Genomic DNA, 18059 nt, shown 5'->3' on the forward strand with positions numbered 1-18059 from the left:
CTGATAAACTCTCAAAAATCGCTGATAAAATGAGAAACGACGATAAACCTTCAAATGCATAAAAAAGAAGGCAAGCGCCACCAGCGCTTGCCTTCTCCAATATTCACTCCCCAAATATCTCCTCAGAAACCTCCACAATATAGCGCAGTTTCTCCCACTGCTGCTCTTCCGTGAGTTTATTGCCGTGATGCGTTGACGCGAATCCGCATTGCGGGCTGATGCACAGCTGATCCAGCGGCACGTATTTAGAAGCTTCCGCAACGCGCGTTTTAATCACATCTTTATCTTCCAGCTCACCATTCTTAGAAGTAAATACACCTAATACCACACGCGGGCCGCCAGCCGGGATATGTTCTAACGGTTGGAAGCTCCCTGAGCGGTCGTCGTCGTACTCGAGGAAGAATCCGTCGACACGTTCTTTGGCGAAAAGCGTCGGCGCGATCAATGCGTAGCTGCCTTCGAATGCCCAGTCGGACTGGTAGTTGCCGCGGCACAGGTGCGTCGTGACGGTCAGATCTTCCGGCTTGCCTTCAAGGACGCCGTTTGCAACGCGCAATGCCAGGTCGATCAGATACTCCCGATTATACTGTCCGTCGTTGAACGGAATATCAGGGGATGACAAACCGGCGATATAGACGTCATCAATCTGGATATAGCGCGCGCCCAGAGCATAGAACGTCTGGAACGCGTCGCGGTAAGCCTGGATGACGTCTTTTGCGTAGTCTTCCAGGTCTGGATAAATACTAACATCACGGATGCCTTCATTGAAGAACTGGTTCGGGCTCGGAATCGTCAGTTTCGGGATGGCGCGGCCGGCGACGATTTCCTTGAATTCAATAAAATCCTGGATGAAGGGATGGTTTTCGTTAAACGAGATTTTGCCGGTATTGCGGACGTCGTAGGCTTCGGTCTCAACGTTTTTGAACCGGTAGCCGTGATCCGGCGTGTAGCCTTCGAAGCCGTTGATGCCAGCCATGAAATCGGTGTGCCAGAATGTGCGGCGGAATTCGCCGTCGGTGACTGCTTTCAGGCCGACTTCGATTTGTTTATCGACGATGCGTTTGATCTCCGTCGTTTCGATTTCACGCAATTGCTCCGAAGAAATAACGCCTTCCTTGAAGTCTTTTCTTGCCTGGTGGATGCTTTCTGGACGGAGTAAACTTCCTACGTGATCTGCTTTGAAAGGTACTTTAACTACAGTTTTTGCTGTTTCTGCGATTGGATTTGTCATTGTGGATTCCTTCTTTCTGTTTTTAGGTTTTAGTTTGCAATACTCAACTTCGTTTTGACCCGCACTTTTTCAAGCGCCTGCTCTAAATCTTTCAGCAAATCGTCCGCATGCTCAAGGCCTACCGAGAAGCGGAACAGGCCGTCGGTGATGCCGCGTTTTTCGCGCTCCCCTTTTGGCATCGCGGCGTGGGACATGGTCGCCGGATACGACAGGATCGTTTCGACGGCGCCTAGGCTGACGGCGAATACCGGAATCCGCAGTGCATCTTTGAAGATGCGCGCCGCGTTTATATCGGGCAGCCGGAAAGATAAGACGGCGCCGCTGCCGCTTGTCTGGCGCTCATGGATCGGATTGCCGGGATGGAATGAAAACCCGGGGTAATAGACTTCTTCGACAACCGAGTGACCATGCAGGAATTCGGCGATTTTTGCTGCAGATTCACTCGATTGCTTCAAACGCGCGCCGAGTGTTTTGATTCCTTGAATCAGTAAGTAGGAATCCTGCGCACCGAGTACGGAGCCCAAGGAGTTTTGGATGAATCCGAGCCGCTCGCCGAGTGCCGTGTCTTTGGTGACGGCGAGCCCGGCGGTGATGTCGCTGTGGCCGGAAAGGAATTTCGTCGCGCTGTGCAGGACGAGGTCCGCGCCGAGGTCGAGCGGGTTCTGATAGAGCGGCGTCATGAACGTGTTGTCGACGAAAGTCAGGCAATCGTTCGCTTTGGCCAGCTTTGCTGCGATTTCGATATCGGTGATGTTCATCGTCGGATTGGACGGTGTTTCGATGTAGACGACTTTCGTATTCGGGCGGAAAGCACGTGCGACTTCGTCTAGATCCGTCATATCGACGAATGTATGGTCGATGCCGAATTTATTCAATACTTTCGTGATAAAACGGTAAGTGCCGCCGTAGACATCTTCCGAAACCAGCACGTGGTCGCCGGATTCGAGCAGAAGAAAAGCTGAAGAGATGGCGGCCATGCCGGAAGCGAATGCGAATCCGCGTGTGCCGTTCTCGAGTTTCGCGATGGTGTCTTCAAGAGCTTGTCGCGTCGGATTGCCGGAACGGCTGTAATCGTAAGGGCCGAATTCGTCGATGCTGTCCTGGTGGAATGTCGACGACAGGTAGATGGGGACGTTGACGGCACCGGTCTGCGGATCGACGCCGGCTGAGTGGATGAATTTCGTTTCCAAGCGGTCGGTCATGATGGAATACCTCCTTTTATTGTTCAAACGATCGTACAAAGAAGAATCCATTGAAATCAAAAATGGAGCCCTCTTCTCGAAAGAAGAAAGCTCCATGTATGGAAATGCATTCTTCTTATCTTCTAGACGCGGACGTCTACTGGAAGTAGCACCTTGCCCTGAAACAGGCAGGTTGCTGAGACATCACAGGGCCAAGTCCCTCCGTCTCTCTTGATAAGAAATAGAATATTTAGTTAGTGGTTGGTCGATGTGTATAACCATAAGACAGATTTTAAATAAATGCAAGGGAATATGCAAAAAATTTTTACATCAGCCCATCGATGAATGTGAGAATTGCCCATAAACCTTCGCCACACTCAGTCCTCGCATACTTTAAAAATCATACTCCGCTTCTTTAGCTTCACGGATTTTCGTGAACGTCTCCGTCAGCACGACCGTGTCTTCAGCGAGGCGGTCGATGCGCATCAATACATCGTGATTGATGATTTCTTTCTGATAAAAATCTTCTTCCTGGATAAAGACGAAAGTCTGCACAATTTGCGCTTTCATATACGCCAGAATCGGCTTCAGCTGGGTATCCGCCACCATATAATGTTTGGCAGAGCCCGCTGTCACCAGCATGCTGACGACTTTGTCGCGGAAGGCATTGACCGGCAATAAATCAAAAATATTTTTTAATGCCGCGGGGATGGAAGCCTGGAAGATGGGAGTGCCGATGATGATGGCATCCGCTTCCATCAAAGTTTTTGTCACATAGCCGGTATCCCCTTCATAATCGAGGTAATTGCGGCCATCGCTGAAGTCCATTTTATAATCAGCGAGGTCGATCAATTCCGTTTCGGCTTCCGGGTGGTTTTCAGAGAGTGATTTCATGGCCGCATTCATGGCGACCCGCGTTTTTGACCCGATTTGGGAACCGGATAGACCAACAATTTTCATTCCGTTTCCTCCTCATGTTTATTTTTTGCCGTATATTTTTTGATGGCCGGCAGGATTTCCGTACCGATCAATTCCAGGTTGCGTTTGATGTTATCCATCGGCATGCCGCCGAAATCGATTTGTGCGATATAGCGCTGATGCCCGAATACTTCGTGCTGATGCAGAATCTTTTCGATGATCTGCTGAGGGCTGCCGACATTCATGATATTGTGCGGGTCGACGCCTTGAGCGAAGAGCTGTTTCGGGAATCCGCCGCCGTTCGTGAGCTTCATGCCTTCATTGATATGAGGATACAGCTCTCTTAACGCCTGCTGGGAATTATCCGCAGCGTAGAAGAATCCGGCTGTTGCGACCGGCAGCTCATCGGGGTTATGCCCGCCTGCCCGCGCTGCTTGACGGTAAGCGTCAATCGTGTGTTTGAACGTCGAAGTGGCACCGCCGAGATGCGCCATGAACATCGGCACACCGGCATACCCGGCTTTCATCGCACTGGCCGGCGTACCGCCGACTGCACGCCAGATCGGCAGGGAACCGTCGACAGGGCGCGGCAGCACTTTTGCGTTGCGCAGGGGTGCGCGGAATTCGCCGCTCCAATTGACGATTTCGTTTTCGTTGATCAGCCGCAGCAGATCGAATTTCTCTTCGAATAAATCTTCGTAATTGCGCACATCATAGCCCAGCAGGTCAAACAAGCCGACCCGGGAAGCGCGCCCTGCAACAAGTTCCGCCCGCCCATTCGAGATCAGGTCCAGTGTGGCGAAGTTTTCATAGACCCGCACAGGATCGGACGTGCTGATGATCGTGGAAGAACTGGCGATCTTCATTTTCTTCGTTGCCTGTGCAATTGCCGAAAGCACGACGGCATGAGCCTGCGTGGCGAAATATTCCTGATGGCTTTCACCGACACTGAAAAAGTCGACGCCTGCCTGTTCAGCGAGTACGCCGTATTCGATCAGGTCCTGAATCCGCTGATGTGCAGAAATTCTTTCTCCGGTAGCCGGGTTTGGCAAATGATCGCCAAGCGTATATATTCCAAACTCCAATCCTTCATCAGGATTAATGCGATATTTTTTCATCGATAGATCCGCCCTTCTTTTCAATTCTAAAATCATTATAAGCCTAAGCTGTTTTATATGTAAGTACGCACTCCAAAGTGCTATAGTATACAAAAAGATACTATTGGAGGCGTCGTAATGGAACGGAAACCGGATAATTGCCGTGTGGAAGATGCGCTCGGCATCCTTGTCGGAAAATGGAAACCCATAATCCTTCTATACCTGCTGCAGGAAGGCACGAAACGTTTCAGCGAACTGAAGCGCAATATGCCGGGCATTACGCAAAAGATGCTGACGAAGCAATTGCGTGAACTGGAAGATGAAGATATCATCCGCCGCGTCGTGTATCCGCAGGTCCCGCCGAAAGTGGAATATTCCATGACGGATTACGGGCGCAGCCTGGAGCCGATCCTGGAAGCCATGCACGAATGGGGAGAGAAGCACACGGAGCACAAAGCGAAAGAGGAGCAAAACCAATTGAAAAGTTCATCCTGATGAAGAGGGCCACTCAGATAATTTGAGTGGCCTTTTTTTGTTGGAGGAGTTGAAACCAAAAAACAGACCAGGAAATCCATCCTGGTCTGTTTCGTTTATTATTTTGCTTACATTCTGCCGTAGCCTGTGAAGTAGTTGCCCCAGTATCCGCTATGGATATTGTCGACTTTGACGCTGTTGCCGGCAGCGGAAATCATTTGGCCGTTGCCGATGTAGATTCCGACATGCGAGATGCCAGGCGTGTAAGTGCCAGAGAAGAAGACCAGGTCGCCTGGTTTTGGCGTGCTGACTTTTGCCGCCATATTGTAATAGCCGGCTGCGCTTGTGCGAGCTGTGTCATGGCCTGCCTGATTCAATACGTAAGAGATGAATCCGCTGCAGTCAAATCCTGCAGGAGTAGAACCGCCCCATACGTATGGGGTCCCTGCAAACTGCTTCGCGATCGATACGATGGAAGAAGTCGGGTTGCTGGCTGTTGTCACTTGAGGTGCAGCTGTTGTCACTTGAGGTGCAGCTGTTTTACTGGATGCTGCAGAAGAATTTCCGCCGATCTGGAGTGTTTGCCCCGGGAAAATCAGGTGTCCTGAAATGCCGTTGAGGTTTTGCAGGCTTGCCACTGTTGTGCCGTGGTCCTGTGCGATGTTCCACAATGTATCGCCCGATTTCACGTCAAGTGAAGCTGCGCTTGCTGGTGCTGCGATGGCAGCTGTCATTCCGACTGTTGCTGTAAGTGCTAATAATGCTTTTCTGGTTTTTTTCATTTTATTCTCCTGAATTATCTGGAATACACTTCTATCAATAAAGCGATTCTCGTATTTTATATTTTCTTGCCATAAGGTCTATAAGGGACATGGTTCAAGTACGCTTCTCGTCAATCTCTCTGAAGCCTTGCTCAGTGTAGCATGGAATATCACCTAAGATAAGCTTTGTCATCGCTTTGTTATCAACTATTAATGTTTTGATATATTAGTATTTTATTTGCGAATAGAGTTAAGAAATTATTATATCGGAATGTGTCTTGTTCGAAGGTTGATGCTGAAGGGTTTTGAAAGAGGTTTTTCTACAGAAAAGGTTATTTTCAGCAGAAACTGCTTTGACAGAATAAGGATGTAATATTACGGGTGAAAAGTGGTTCAGGAAATGAAAAAGGCATCCATTCCTCTGTAACTGAGAAATGGACACCTTCTAAAAGAGGTTCATTTATAAAAACTGCAAACTTGTTGTCGGTTAATTGATATCGCGTTTCGTAAAGTTGCCGCCTCGCACTTCCGCTACGTCGTAGACGGCGATAAAGGCCTGTTTGTCGATTTCGTAGATAATCTCTTTCATCTTGCTGTCTTCGAGCCGGTTGATGATGCACGTGATTTCTTGATATTCTTCATTCGTGTAAGCGCCTTTGACGATATTGTATGTAGCGTTTCGGCCGAGGCGGTCATAAATGGTTTTGACGATCAGCTCGGGTTTGCTCGAAATGATTTTATATGTTTTCGAACCGCTGAATCCTTCCTCGACCAGGTGGATCACTTTCGATGCGATGTAATAGGCGATCCCGGAAAGGAAAGCGCCTTGCAGACCGAAAACGAAGGATACCACGATGAAGACGAATAGATTCAGGAATAGGATCATATCACTCGTACCGAATGGCAATTTACGTGACAGCAGCACCGCCAGCATGTCGATGCCGTCAAGTGCGCCGCCGTTCCGCAGCGCAAGGCCCATGCCGATTCCGATGATGATTCCGCCGATGACCGTGATCAGGAGCGTATCGCCTTCGACAATGACCGGGATGTGGTGCATGACAGTCGTTGCATAGGCAAGGGACGCAATTCCGATGATGGAGTAGATGGCGAAACTTTTCCCGATCTGCTTGTAGCCCAGATAGATGAACGGGATATTCAGCACAGCGATCAGCACACCAAGCGGAATACCGAATACTTGCGAACCGACGATGCTGAGGCCGGTGACCCCGCCGTCCGAAACATTATTCGGAATCAGCACGGCTTCAAGGCCGTATGCAGTGATGAAAGCGCCGATGATGATAGGCAGGGCCCGCAGCAGCAATTTCAGTTTTTTTGTTTTTGGATGTGTAGCTTTTGAAGTCATTCCATTTTCTCCTTTACTGCAATTATTGATGGATTTTTACTTCTAACTAATAAATATAATCCTTTTCCTGTCAGTTTGGTAGGGGGAATGAAAATTTGCGCTCACTAACGATGGCTGCTGAACTGACTTGGAAGCCAAGATTATTTTTGCATGCTGTTTGCCCAGCTTGCTTTTCGGCGAACGCGGATATAAATTCCTGAACGCGGATAAAATTCGCTGAACGCGGAAATAACTCGCTGAACGCGGAAATAATTCGCTGAGCGCCGATATCCGCCAATAAGAAGAAATCTTCAAGAGAAAAACAGCAGCAAAAGCTTCTCTTAAGCAGAATCCGGCTTTATTTTCACCGAATTTCTTTTCGAGTAGCAAAAGCGAAACACAGTCGGATGCTTTTCGCAGGCGAAAAGTGAAATACCGGCAGCGTCGAGTATTGCCACAACAAACGAACCGCCAATCCAAAAGGAATGGCGGTTCGTTTTAAGTGATGCGAGATTAAAGGCCCTAGTATACCTGGCTTCTGTATTTATTGATTTTCTGCATCAGCTTTATGAACAGGTAAATGTACAGCAAGATGACGGCTGTGACAAAAGTAAGGGACAGGATGGAAAAGAAGGTCGGTTCCCAATTGAGCAGCAGGCCGGCCTGCGCCACGACCATGCCGAAGAAAATGATTGAATAAAATGTCAGCAGTCGCTGGTACATGGCTTTGACGGAAGCGGGATCTGAATAGATGCGCTTGTCGCCGATGACATCAGCAGGTGCGCGGAAGTAATGGAACGATTCCATTTCCGTATGGACGTGTTCCCAGCCCGCCTGATTGTAAAGTTCAAAATACTCATCATCCGCTGACTGGAAATCGGTCTGATAAATATAGGCTTTGCTGTGATTTTCTTCGAAATAGTAGAAGAACCAGCGGTATTTGAAGAACTGATAGCCTTTTGCCGACATTTCTGTCAGCCATTTTTCTTCTTTATCCATGTCATTGGCAAGGGAAATTTTAAATTTCTTGATGGTTGTCATGCCTTTTCCTCTCCTTTCAAAATATCATCGCTGATCGTCAGCATCTTTTTAATGCGCGCGTATTCCTGGAGAAAGCTGTGATGGCCTTCTTCCGACAGCCGGTAAATCTTCTTCTGGCGGCTTTCTTTTTCTGCGGTGACCAGTTCGATCAGCTTCTGTTTCTGCAGATTGGTCAGTACACCATACAGGGTCCCGGGGGCGAGAACAATTTCACCGCCGCTGTATTCCTCGATTTTCTTGATGATTCCGTAACCATGCAGAGACTCTTTCGCCAGCGCCAATAAAACAAGGTACGTCGATTCCGATAAGGGCTGCATCTAACCACCTCTTTCATTTTTATATCGCCTGTCGATATATCGTTACCCATAGTATATGTAACGATATATCGAGTGTCAAGGTATTAGGTGGGATTTTATTGACTAAAAAACAGGATTTAGGGAATAGGGGAAATAAGAAAAAGGCAGACGAGCTGCCACAAGGAGGAATTCGATGGATGCACAATTCTTTTTGAAAGGCTTGCACGGAGAAGGGGCGCACGTAGATACGGAAACGGTTTTTGACGGCATGGACTGGCAGCAGGCTGGTGAAAAGAAAGGGGATTTCCCGCATACGGTCTGGGAATTATTATTCCATATGAATTATTGGCAGTATTTCATGCTGGACATTTTAGAAGGTGACCCGCCGAGCGGAGAAAATGCAGATGCAGAATCCTGGCCGCCTATAGCGGGGCCAGAGAGTGAAGAAGAATGGGAAGCGGCTGTCGTCTATTTCCGGAAAGGCTTGGATATGGCTGAGGCGGAAGCTGCAAAAGCACTGGATGAACAAGTGGTTAAAGGCAGTGAAGGGACCCGGGCAGATTGCCTGCAGACGATTGTGCTCCATAATTCATATCATGCAGGACAGGTGGCATTTGCGCGGAAAATCTTAGGAGCATGGCCCCCATCAAGGGACGCAACTTTTTGATGGGAAGGCATTTGGCAGACTTCCCCGTTTGAAATGGGTATCATATAGATAGAGGATAGGTCTCATCCAATCAAGGGAGGAGGGCTAATGTGAATATCGGAATCATCGGAACGGGAAATATTGCCTCGTATTTATTGGAACAAGTGAATGTCAGCGGACTGGCTGATGAGAAGGTGCTGGCGATTTTCGGCCGCAACCAGGAAGCCGGCACCCGGTTGAGTGAACGATTTGGCGCTGATTTCTTCACTGATCTGCGCGGATTTTTGGAGCAGCCGCTTGATATTGTGGTTGAAGCTGCGACGGTGGAGGCGGCTGCGCTCTATTTGGAAGCGGTTGTGACGGCTAAAAAAGATCTCGTCGTTAGCAGTATCGGTGTTTTCAAAAATGCTGACTTTCTGGACCGCGTCAAGGGGCTGGCAAAAACGGCCGGCACGCATATCTTTCTGCCATCCGGCGCAATCGGCGGATTAGATCTGCTGCAATCGGCAAAAGCCGCAGGAGGTTTGGAACGCGTATCGATCACGACCCGGAAATCGCCGGCGTCACTCGGCATGGAATCAGACGAAGAAAGCGTGCTGTTCGACGGGTCCGCTTTCGATGCTGTGGAGAAATTTCCGAAGAACGTCAATGTGGCGATGGTGCTCGCGATCGCGGGAATCGGGGCCGACAAAACGAATGTGCGCGTCATCGTCGACCCTGACGTGGAACAGAATTCACACACCATTGAAGCAGAGGGCGTTTTCGGACGCATGGAGCTGAGGGTTGAAAACAACCCGATGCCGGATAACCCGAAGACGAGCCTGCTCGCTGCGTTAAGTATCCTGGCTGTGCTGCAGAATCGCAGCCGGGCGCTGCAGATCGGAAATTGAAGTTTATATGAAAAAAGCCGTTCAGCCCTGGTATGGGTTGAACGGCTTTTTGGGCAATCGTGGAAATGTTATCATCCCATCTGATTCACAGGCCTGCTGTTCCTATTCAACACGAGTTCGATCAAGGCAATGACAGCCGCACCGATGAGCTGCGCGTTGATGGAGATGGTGATGGAATCCATCAAAAGGTTGAGCAGCGACAGCACCGCCCAGATGACCATGAAATTTATGGTGAAAATGGTTCCCGCATTAGCCATCGACAAATGTTCCAATAAAATCGCAAAGGCTATTTTGACGAAATCAGCGATCGATTCCAATATGAAAAAGAATACACAGAACCAAAACAGCGACCAGATCGAATCATACTGGATACCTAGAATATTAAAGAGTCCGGACAGTCCGAAGAAATAGATGCCCAAGACGAATGCCAATGAGCCTGCAAGGAGGAATGTCATCGACACGATGATGAATATCTTGGTCTTAGCCGACTCTTCTTTAAATGATTTATCTTTCTTCATTCCTGACCCCTCTTTTTATCTTTTGATCCATTAAGCTTAGCATAAAATTTGCCTGTTGTTCGAGGGGCAGGATCTGTTAATCGATAATGGTGTCCTTTCCCTGTTCCCACAATTCCTTTAATGAGTTCAGCATATGGCCGATCTGTTCATCGGGATGGCGTTCCCAGGAACCGAGTTCGGCAACAATCACACCCCGCTGTAAAAGCAGTAGTGGTCGGCTCGACAAGACCTGAGCATATCAAGGAAGACCTGCAGGCGATGCAGGCGAATATTCCAGCTGCGTTCTGGGAAGAGCTGGTTGAAGAGAAACTGGTTTCTCCAAAAGCGATATTGCCGGAATCATAAGGTTCAATAGGAAGCATCAGCAAAGACAGAGGCAGTCCCGGCAGTCATCAAATTGACTTGAAGGGTCTGCCTTATTAATTTGTCCATAAAAAGAACGGCAGTTAGTTTATTCGAATAAAGGGAAATGGTAAAAAACAGAGAAGTGGTAAATGGAAAGAAAATTGAGGAGGCGCAAAATTATGGACAATGTAAAAGAAGGATTCATCCCGGTGACTGGCGGCAATGTCTGGTACCGGATCAGCGGCAATGGCCCGGGCATTCCGCTATTGATCTTGCACGGAGGGCCGGGTTCGAAAAGCAGCGACTCGGATCCGCTCCGGCGTCTCGGGGCGGACCGGCCAGTGATCCATTACGATCAGCTCGGCAGCGGAAAATCCGACCGGCCGTCCGACACATCGCTCTGGACGGTGGAGCGTTTTGTCGAAGAACTGGGCCAGGTCGTCGAAACTCTGGGACTGGAAGAGTTCCATCTGCTCGGCCATTCGTGGGGCACGATGCTCGCCACCTCTTATCTATTCAATAAACCCGGCGGCGTCCGCAGCGTCATCTTTTCGGGACCGGCGCTCGATGCGCAAAGGTGGGAGCGGGACCAGCGCAATTATCTGAAGCAGTTCCCGGAGGACATCCAGGAAACGATCGAGCGGAGCGAACGCGAAGGGACGACCGATTCGGCGGAATATAATGAAGCGATGGACGCCTACTATAAACGGCATATGTGCCGCGTCGATCCGTGGCCGGAAGAGCTTGTGGAAGATATGAAGGGGTTGAATCATCAGGTTTACAATCATATGTGGGGCGCTTCCGAGTTTACAGTCACCGGCACGCTGAAGTATTTTGATGCGACGGAGCGTTTGCCGGAAATCGGTATTCCAGCGCTGTTCACCTGCGGGCGCTACGATGAAGCCACGCCGGAAGCGACGGAATACTACGCGGGCCTTGTGCCGGATTCGGAATTCCATGTCTTTGAAAACAGTTCGCATATGCCGGGAGTCGAGGAGCCGGAAGCGTATGTGGAAACAGTGCGTGAGTGGGTGAACCGGCAGGAGATGCGGCCGGGGGCTTGAGGTGAGGAAATGATAAACAGGAAGCGGCTCTGGGAGAGTGGCTTCCTGTTTTTTGATGGGATATTTATTGATTTATGGCCATGCAATGAAAAGGCTTGAAATCAAGAAAAGAAGTGAAAGGCTGATTATTGTGAAAGAGAATATAGCCGTTTTCTTACGTCCCGCCTGATGATGCTCAATTCCATACATAAAAAACACCGGAAGAAGCAGTAAAAGGATCAGCGTTGAATCCGCCTCGTATTGCGGGTTGAAAAAATGATTGCCGGCCACAAGTAAAAATGCAGCTCCGAAAAGGAAACCGATGACTCTGAGCAATTTCATAATGTGCCTCCAGTGTGTGGGGGGAAATGGATGTATGTGCAGATAATTTTACCATATGAAGGAAGCAGCGTTGAAGAAAGTTTTTCGGGCACGTGAGCGCTTTGCCGCTCATGTGCCCCTGCAGGTTGCCGCAGCAAAGGGTTCCGATAAGGGAGGTTGTGGGATTTAAGTTGACGGAATTTTGTGATTTATTGGAAGGTAGTATGATATTATGAAAAGGTGAAGGTTCATTGAAAATTGGAAAACAGGAGGAGGGGTGGGGGATAAAAACGAAATTGGAACTGCTGCCTAAAAGTTCAGCGATTGAATGTATGCTGAAGCGTATTTCTGCCAGCCATAAGCAACGCGACTACCTGGAAAATCAGCTGCACCGCGCTTCTGCCGGAGTTCGCGGCGAGGGCAAGATGGTCAAGAAATTTCGGGAGTTTTCTTATGACGGCAATTATTTGCCTGTATGGGATCTGAATATGGTGTTGGGCGAGTGGGCGGTTCAGATTGATGGTCTGCTGCTGACTGACCGCTGTGCCATCGTGATGGATTCCAAGAATGTCAGCGGTGAAATCCATTATGACGCGGTGACTGAGGAATATTATAAGAAGGCGGTGCCAGGCGGCGAAATACTGCATCTGGATAATCCGGTTTTTCAGCTGAAAAAGCATATAGATTTCATAAAGATGCTATTCAGGATTCATAATATCAATTTGCCTGTTACCGGTTTGATCGTGTTTACGGCAAATAGCTGTGTGTTTCGTGCAAAACCTCCCGGCGCTTTAATTTGCAAAACGTACCAGATGAACGAATATCTCTACCAAATTCTTCGGACCAGTCCCCAGGTCGCAGTTTCAAAACCGATTCACGAAATCGGTAAACTGATTGCGGCAAACCAGGTCCCCTTTAAAAAATCCCCTTTGAGTGAATATTACCGTATTGAGATGAAAGATTTAAAAACAGGCGTTTATTGCAATAAATGCAGTGGCTTCCACATGGAGCGTGTGAAGAAATCCTGGATCTGTTCAGGCTGCGGCAATAAGGATGCCGGCGCGGACCGGCTGGCCGTGCAGGAGTATTTTGCATTGGTAAGTGATGAGTTGACGAATAAGAAGTTTAGGGAGTTTACGGGAATTGTGAATTCCGACGCAGCAAGGCGAGTTTTATCTAAATATGATTTAGAAATTACAGGCGAAAGAAAAATGCGTATTTATAGAATAAAGAACAGGTGAAAATGTATTGCATTGTATATTTTAGGTGGAGTTTATATAAAGAATTTTAATCGAACTATAAGAATTGCTGATAAACCCAAACCCAGCCTCCATCTCTCACCAACAATCCCAATAACGAAGCTTTTCGCATGCGAAAAGCTTTTTATTAAGTTCAAAATTATAAGTGAGGCGGACAAGATAGTTGTGCTTCTTTTTTTGGTTTTATTTGATATTATTTTGATATTAAATGTACTTTTTAGTGTTTAGGAATATGGAAATCTAAGAATCGCTGATAAACAGTGAAAAATCGCTGATAAACGTAAAATAATCGCTGATAAACCCAAACCCAGCCTCCATCTCTCACCAACAAGCCCAATAACGAAGCTTTTCGCATGCGAAAGGCTTTTTATTAAGTTCAAAATTATAAGTGAGGCGGACAAGCTAGTTGTGCTTCTTTTTTTGGTTTTATTTGATATTATTTTGATATTAAATGTACTTTTTAGTGTTTAGGAATATGGAAATCTAAGAATCGCTGATAAACAGTGAAAAATCGCTGATAAACGTAAAATAATCGCTGATAAACCCAAACCCAGCCTCCACCACTCATCATCAAACCCAATAACGAAGCTTTTCGCCCGCGAAAAGCCTTTTATTAAGTTCAAAACACAAAAATAGGCGGCCGCATAAAATGCGGCCGCCTTTTCNCCAAAATAATCGCTGATAAACCCAAACCCAGCCTCCACCACTCATCATCAAACCCAATAACGAAGCTTTTCGCCCGCGAAAAGCCTTTTATTAAGTTCAAAACACAAAAATAGGCGGCCGCATAAAATGCGGCCGCCTTTTCAGCTGGCTTAGGATTGAGTTTCGGCTTCATTTCTTGCTACACCAGGGCGCGTCAGGGAGAAGACGGCGAATCCGAGCGCGCCGAGGACGATGACCCCGCCGACCCAGGCGGTGCTTGTTACGGAGCCGGTCTGGGCGAGGGTGAAGCCTCCGATTGCGGAACCGAGCGCGATGCCGACTTGCAGCGCAGAGTTATTGAAACTTTGCTGGATGTCGGAAGTTGTCGGGTCCGTTTCAATCAGATAGCTTTGCTGCGGAGGTGCAAGACCCCAGCTGAGTGCTGCCCAGACGACCATTACCGGCATGAAGATGACGAGTGAAAACGTCGTGAATGGCAGCAGGAATAGTGAAACTGCGAATGCCGAAATGACGATCAGGATGCTGCGTTTTGAACCGATGGCATCGGACATGGTGCCGCCGATTGCACCGCCGCTGACTGCGGCGACCCCGAATACCAGGTAGCAGACGCTGATCCAGAACGGATTCAGGTTCAATTCCGTTTCAAGGAACGGTGTGAAATAAGCGTAGACGGTATAATGGCCCGCAAGCATGAACATCGTAGCCAGGTGGGCGGTGCCGATTTTCGCACTCGCCACCGCTTTTAATTGCTGCTTCAGTGGAACCGCAGTACCGCCCGGAATCGGCTGGATAAAGCGCGCGATCAGCGCCATCGAGCCGAGTGACAGGACGGCGATGCCAAGGAAAATGACCCGCCAGCCGAACGCATCGGAAATCAGGATGCCGAGCGGGACGCCGAGGACGAGCGAGGATGAGACACCCATGAAAATAAGGCCGATCGCTTTCGCACGGTAGCGCGGCTCGACGATTTTCGCTGCGATGGTGAGCGATAATACGACAATCAGCGCAGTGCTCGCAGCCGTCAGGACGCGCGCGATCATCATCCAGGTGAAATCAGGGCTGAAATAAGTCATCACATTGCCGAGGAAGAAGACCATCAGCGAAATCAAATAGACTTTCTTCCGCTCAAAACGGCTGGTGGCAACCAATAAGACGGGTCCTGCAATCGCATAGATCAATGCGAATACCGTGATTAATTGTCCGGCTGAACTCAAGGAGACACCGAATTCATTGGCGATTGTCGGCAGGATTCCGCCGACGATCAACTCGACGAGACCGACGGCAACCGTCGATAAGGCTAAAATATATACTTTCAGATTCATTGTATAAACGCTTCCTTTCAAACATGAAATATCAGAAAATAAAAAAAATCCTGATTACAGAAAACGAAAAAATTCGTTTTCTGTAATCAGGATTTTGCGGTTCCTGGTAGAGACCCTTAAGCCGTATTCTTAAGGTTATACAGAGCGGATGATCATTTAAAAATTCTACTATAGAAACAGGTATTGCGCAACCCATGAATGGCGGGAGGAGCTGGATGCCTGGATGGAAAGAGTCCTCGGATCCAGATTCTCCCGGGTTCAGGGAGATCAGACGTACTGATAATGTAAGCCTGTCTTCGTGTCATACCAGAACAGGGTGGCGTGCTTTCGTTTTGGCAGGCGCGTCTGCAGGCTCCATTCAGGGAATTGTTTGATAAGCTGGACCTGATCGCCGGTTGCAAGCGCGATGAAAGAGACGTAATGCTCTTTTGTCATCGGATGTTCGCTGGAAATGAACCATTGTCCGTCCATCTCCTCGACAGACAGCTTTTCTTCATCTGCCGCTTTTTTTGCTTCGAGCGGTTCCAATTTTCTGCCGCAGCAGGATAATGTGATTTCACCAGTGGCGAGTGCCAGATTATGGCATGTGGGACAAACAAAATAAGTCGATTTTTTCATATTTCCTCCTATGAATGATGATAGGGGCAAATCGCCGTCCAACAGGTTTTCGATTTGCACCCCCAGTACTTCCGCAAGCCGGGGAAGCAGGGAAACATCAGGACAGCCATGCCCGCGTTCCCATTTTGAGACGGTCCTGTCGGAAAGTTTGAGCATGTCGGCCAATTGCTTCTGTGTCAGCCCTTTTTCTTTCCGCAGCCGAAAGATCAATTCGCCAGTTTTCATATTATCCATCTATATTCTCCTCCTGTATTTCCTTTATCATACGGAAACGACCGGACTGCCGCAACAAACGCTCCGTGGAGTTGAGAAAGACATTCCCGCTGTACATGATTAACTGTCAGCACATGGCGGATGCGCAGATTTGAAAGTTCCTTTATGAGACGGTATGATTTCAGAAAGTTGGAGATTCGGAAAGGAAGTGGCGCGATTGCAGAAAAAATGGCTGATTTACGGAGCATACGGTTATACGGGGGAATTGATTGCAAGGGAAGCGAAGAAACGCGGCATGTCACCGGTACTGGCTGGGCGCAGCGAAGAAAAGCTGAAACCGCTCGGTGAGGAGCTGCAGCTCGAAACTCGGGTATTCCTGGTGGACTCTGCGGCAGGAAACTTATCCGGCATCACGCTGGTGCTCCACTGCGCAGGTCCTTTTCAAAAAACGAGTGCGCCGATGATCGAAGCATGCCTGGAAGCAGGAGCACATTATCTGGACATCACAGGAGAGATTTCCGTTTTCCAGCACAGTTTTGCACAGGATGCTAAAGCGAAAGAGGCAGGCATCCTCATTTGTTCAGGGGTCGGCTTCGACGTCATCCCGACGGATTGTACGGCACTGAAACTGAAAGAAGAAATGCCGGATGCAACGAGTCTGTCTCTCGGTTTCGATTCGGATTCGGGCATTTCTCCCGGCACGTATAAAACGATGATCCAGGGAACGGGGTCCGGCAGTGCGGAGCGGCGGGACGGAAAAATTATTCCGGTCGCGATCGGAAGTCAGCGGCGGACGATCGATTTCGGCCGGGGCACACGTTCGGCGATGGGCATCCCGTGGGGAGATGTATCGACTGCTTTCCACACGACCGGCATTCCGAACATCCAAACGTGGATTCCGATGAAAAAGGCGAATGTTATCGGAGCGCGCATTTTCAGTCCGGCTGGCGCTTTGATCGGCTTGCCGCCCATCCAGAAAAGATTGATGAAATGGGTGGAAAAGCGGGTCAGCGGACCGGATGAAACGCTGCGTGCCGGAGCACCCGCTTATATCTGGGGAGAAGCGCGCAATCCTGACGGTGTCATTAAAACGGTGCGCATCCAGACAGCGAACGTCTATGATCTGACGGTCTACGGCGCGCTTGAAGTGGTGAGCCGTCTACTTGAAGGCGATTCTCCTTCCGGCAGCCATACGCCTGCAGCTTTATTCGGTTCTGGGCTGCTCGAAGATTTGCCAGGGTCAGGGAAGTTTGAAGTGGAGACGATTTACCCGGCATGAAATGGAAGACAGACTATATAAGAAATAAATTTGTTAATGCTGATTGACGCTGTCAAAACTCTCATCGCAATCCGTGGCACAAGCACTGCTTGTGCCACGGATTGTTTTTCATTCAAGCCTTTATTGGAACTTAACTCCACACTGAACGTACTAATGTGAAATCAGTTGCCGGGAGGAAATTACATGAAGATCAGGGGAATCGCTGCATTCATTATTTCAATAGTTATTTTCGTTACTTTAACAGCATGCGGGTTAGGGAAAAATTCATCATCAGCTGATTGGGTATCTGCTTTCGTTGTATGGGACGGGATGATTTATGTGCTGGAGGATGAATATGTGCTGGAAGTGGATGAAGAAATAGGAAAAGTCACGAAGTATTCGGATAACGAAGGCACATACAGTGGAAATTTCTCCAATGAATATGAAAAAGGGACAAAATATTATTCCATATCTGGAATCCAAACAAAAGAAGCGATTGCGGTGGAAGATGGAAACGGAAGATACCGAAAAGCTGTGATGGAAGGCGAATATGGAGGCAACTGATTTAGACGGCAGAAAGTGAAAAATTGTCAGTTGGTTTTATAGGGGGAATTTCGGG

General features: G+C 48.5%; 20 protein-coding genes, 1 pseudogene and 2 riboswitches. Of the genes and pseudogenes, 8 read left to right on the forward strand and 13 right to left on the reverse strand.

Annotated features, from left to right (window positions below):
• Positions 1-103: 103 nt before the first annotated feature.
• From IQ294_RS15705 to IQ294_RS15720, 4 genes are all read right to left on the reverse strand, one after another.
• On the reverse strand, positions 104-1231 hold the full coding sequence (locus IQ294_RS15705; RefSeq protein ID WP_203334996.1) for a 5-methyltetrahydropteroyltriglutamate--homocysteine S-methyltransferase: 1128 nt from the start codon (positions 1229-1231) through the stop codon (positions 104-106).
• Between the two features lie 29 nt (positions 1232-1260).
• A complete protein-coding gene (metC, locus tag IQ294_RS15710; protein WP_203334997.1) occupies positions 1261-2433 on the reverse strand; it encodes a cystathionine beta-lyase in 1173 nt (390 codons plus the stop codon).
• A 112-nt stretch (positions 2434-2545) separates the two neighbouring features.
• Positions 2546-2653: riboswitch (SAM riboswitch) on the reverse strand.
• A gap of 152 nt (positions 2654-2805) precedes the next feature.
• A complete protein-coding gene (locus IQ294_RS15715) occupies positions 2806-3372 on the reverse strand; it encodes an NADPH-dependent FMN reductase (protein ID WP_203334998.1) in 567 nt (188 codons plus the stop codon).
• Positions 3369-4448, reverse strand: a complete 1080-nt coding sequence (locus tag IQ294_RS15720) for an LLM class flavin-dependent oxidoreductase (protein WP_203334999.1) — start codon at positions 4446-4448, stop codon at positions 3369-3371. Before IQ294_RS15720 ends, IQ294_RS15715 begins: the two co-directional genes overlap by 4 nt.
• Positions 4449-4565: 117 nt before the next feature.
• Between IQ294_RS15720 and IQ294_RS15725 the strand changes: the two genes are divergently transcribed.
• Complete coding sequence (locus IQ294_RS15725; RefSeq protein WP_203335000.1) at positions 4566-4922, forward strand: winged helix-turn-helix transcriptional regulator; 357 nt, start codon at positions 4566-4568, stop codon at positions 4920-4922.
• A 107-nt stretch (positions 4923-5029) separates the two neighbouring features.
• On the opposite strand, the gene IQ294_RS15730 is transcribed toward IQ294_RS15725, so the two are convergent.
• From IQ294_RS15730 to IQ294_RS15745, 4 genes are all read right to left on the reverse strand, one after another.
• Complete coding sequence (locus IQ294_RS15730) at positions 5030-5683, reverse strand: C40 family peptidase (RefSeq protein ID WP_203335001.1); 654 nt, start codon at positions 5681-5683, stop codon at positions 5030-5032.
• Between the two features lie 466 nt (positions 5684-6149).
• Positions 6150-7025 (reverse strand): YitT family protein, encoded by an 876-nt coding sequence (locus tag IQ294_RS15735; protein ID WP_203335002.1) that lies wholly within the window; start codon positions 7023-7025, stop codon positions 6150-6152.
• 501 nt (positions 7026-7526) lie between these two features.
• The gene (locus IQ294_RS15740; RefSeq protein ID WP_203335003.1) at positions 7527-8045 is read right to left on the reverse strand and encodes a DUF2812 domain-containing protein; all 519 of its coding nucleotides are present in this window, start codon (positions 8043-8045) and stop codon (positions 7527-7529) included.
• Positions 8042-8362 carry a PadR family transcriptional regulator gene (locus tag IQ294_RS15745; RefSeq protein ID WP_203335004.1) on the reverse strand — a complete coding sequence of 107 codons (321 nt, stop codon included), beginning with the start codon at positions 8360-8362 and terminating at the stop codon, positions 8042-8044. Before IQ294_RS15745 ends, IQ294_RS15740 begins: the two co-directional genes overlap by 4 nt.
• Positions 8363-8534: 172 nt before the next feature.
• Here IQ294_RS15745 and IQ294_RS15750 point away from each other — a divergent pair, with 172 nt between their 5' ends.
• Positions 8535-9008 carry a DinB family protein gene (locus IQ294_RS15750; RefSeq protein ID WP_203335005.1) on the forward strand — a complete coding sequence of 158 codons (474 nt, stop codon included), beginning with the start codon at positions 8535-8537 and terminating at the stop codon, positions 9006-9008.
• A gap of 89 nt (positions 9009-9097) precedes the next feature.
• Positions 9098-9877, forward strand: coding sequence for an aspartate dehydrogenase (nadX, locus tag IQ294_RS15755; protein WP_203335006.1), 780 nt, complete (start codon positions 9098-9100; stop codon positions 9875-9877).
• Positions 9878-9948: 71 nt separating this feature from the next.
• Here the strand turns inward: nadX and IQ294_RS15760 are convergent, their stop codons facing one another.
• Together IQ294_RS15760 and IQ294_RS15765 are read right to left on the reverse strand one after the other, a co-directional pair.
• Positions 9949-10395: a YrvL family regulatory protein gene (locus IQ294_RS15760; protein WP_203335007.1), complete on the reverse strand. Its 447-nt coding sequence runs from the start codon at positions 10393-10395 to the stop codon at positions 9949-9951.
• A 76-nt stretch (positions 10396-10471) separates the two neighbouring features.
• Positions 10472-10582, reverse strand: a pseudogene (locus IQ294_RS15765) (NAD(+)--rifampin ADP-ribosyltransferase); the annotation flags it as partial.
• A gap of 23 nt (positions 10583-10605) precedes the next feature.
• Here IQ294_RS15765 and IQ294_RS16435 point away from each other — a divergent pair.
• Both IQ294_RS16435 and IQ294_RS15770 read left to right on the forward strand, forming a co-directional pair.
• On the forward strand, positions 10606-10740 hold the full coding sequence (locus IQ294_RS16435; RefSeq protein ID WP_255536384.1) for a hypothetical protein: 135 nt from the start codon (positions 10606-10608) through the stop codon (positions 10738-10740).
• A gap of 179 nt (positions 10741-10919) precedes the next feature.
• Complete coding sequence (locus IQ294_RS15770; protein WP_203335008.1) at positions 10920-11804, forward strand: proline iminopeptidase-family hydrolase; 885 nt, start codon at positions 10920-10922, stop codon at positions 11802-11804.
• Between the two features lie 72 nt (positions 11805-11876).
• Here the strand turns inward: IQ294_RS15770 and IQ294_RS15775 are convergent, their stop codons facing one another.
• Positions 11877-12125: a hypothetical protein gene (locus tag IQ294_RS15775; protein ID WP_203335009.1), complete on the reverse strand. Its 249-nt coding sequence runs from the start codon at positions 12123-12125 to the stop codon at positions 11877-11879.
• Between the two features lie 230 nt (positions 12126-12355).
• Between IQ294_RS15775 and IQ294_RS15780 the strand changes: the two genes are divergently transcribed.
• Entirely contained in the window at positions 12356-13345 is a 990-nt protein-coding gene (locus IQ294_RS15780; protein WP_203335010.1) for a nuclease-related domain-containing protein, read from the forward strand.
• 833 nt (positions 13346-14178) lie between these two features.
• On the opposite strand, the gene IQ294_RS15785 is transcribed toward IQ294_RS15780, so the two are convergent.
• Both IQ294_RS15785 and IQ294_RS15790 read right to left on the reverse strand, forming a co-directional pair.
• Entirely contained in the window at positions 14179-15351 is a 1173-nt protein-coding gene (locus IQ294_RS15785) for an MFS transporter (protein ID WP_203335011.1), read from the reverse strand.
• A 63-nt stretch (positions 15352-15414) separates the two neighbouring features.
• Positions 15415-15514: riboswitch (purine riboswitch) on the reverse strand.
• A gap of 104 nt (positions 15515-15618) precedes the next feature.
• Positions 15619-16203 (reverse strand): helix-turn-helix domain-containing protein, encoded by a 585-nt coding sequence (locus IQ294_RS15790; protein WP_203335012.1) that lies wholly within the window; start codon positions 16201-16203, stop codon positions 15619-15621.
• Between the two features lie 196 nt (positions 16204-16399).
• Here IQ294_RS15790 and IQ294_RS15795 point away from each other — a divergent pair, with 196 nt between their 5' ends.
• Both IQ294_RS15795 and IQ294_RS15800 read left to right on the forward strand, forming a co-directional pair.
• Positions 16400-17461, forward strand: a complete 1062-nt coding sequence (locus tag IQ294_RS15795) for a saccharopine dehydrogenase family protein (RefSeq protein ID WP_238942883.1) — start codon at positions 16400-16402, stop codon at positions 17459-17461.
• Between the two features lie 183 nt (positions 17462-17644).
• Positions 17645-18004 (forward strand): hypothetical protein, encoded by a 360-nt coding sequence (locus tag IQ294_RS15800; protein WP_203335014.1) that lies wholly within the window; start codon positions 17645-17647, stop codon positions 18002-18004.
• The last annotated feature ends 55 nt before the right edge of the window (positions 18005-18059 follow it).

This window comes from Planococcus beigongshangi, assembly GCF_016820495.1.
GTDB lineage: Bacteria > Bacillota > Bacilli > Bacillales_A > Planococcaceae > Planococcus > Planococcus beigongshangi.